Source organism: Mesorhizobium sp. M00.F.Ca.ET.216.01.1.1 (assembly GCF_004010325.2).
Lineage (GTDB): Bacteria > Pseudomonadota > Alphaproteobacteria > Rhizobiales > Rhizobiaceae > Mesorhizobium.
This window is the reverse complement of record NZ_SADR02000105.1, coordinates 1-504: the sequence shown is the minus strand read 5'-3', so window position 1 is coordinate 504 and position 504 is coordinate 1. Positions and strand designations below refer to the sequence as shown.

Annotated in this window: 1 protein-coding gene; it reads left to right on the top strand. The window is 63.7% G+C overall.

Annotated features, from left to right (window positions below):
- Positions 1 to 28 precede the first annotated feature (28 nt).
- The coding region (locus tag EN859_RS35240; RefSeq protein ID WP_210237749.1) for an acyl-CoA dehydrogenase family protein at positions 29 to 504 on the top strand (476 nt) is incomplete at its 3' end.

The following is a 504-nucleotide window of genomic DNA, read 5'->3' as shown; positions in this document are numbered from 1 at the left end:
CACGTGATAGCCAGGCGCTTTCGGGTCGATGATGAACGTGCTCAACGGCACCAAGCAATTCATCTCGAACGGAAGCGAGGCCGGTGTCGGCGTCGCGTTCGCGATAACAGACAAGGCGGCCGGCAAGCGCGGCGCAAGCACGTTCATCATCGACCCGAAAGCGCCTGGCTATCACGTGACACGCGTGGAGAACAAGCTTGGTCAGCACACCGCGCATACCGCGCAGATTTCGCTCGAGGACTACCGCGTGCCTGCCGTGAATCTGCTGGGCGCCGAAGGCGACGGTTATCGCACCGTAATGGGCGGGCTTTGCGACGGCCGGATCGGCATTGGCTTCATTGCGGCGGGCGTCGCGCGAGCCGCGCTGGACGCTGCCGTGCGTTATGCGCGCGAACGGGAAGCCTATGGCGCGCCCATCATCAAGCTCCAGGGCATGAACGCAATACTGCCAGGCGACCTCCACCTGTGCGGTCATATCCGCAAGGTCGAACGCCACGCCCTGGA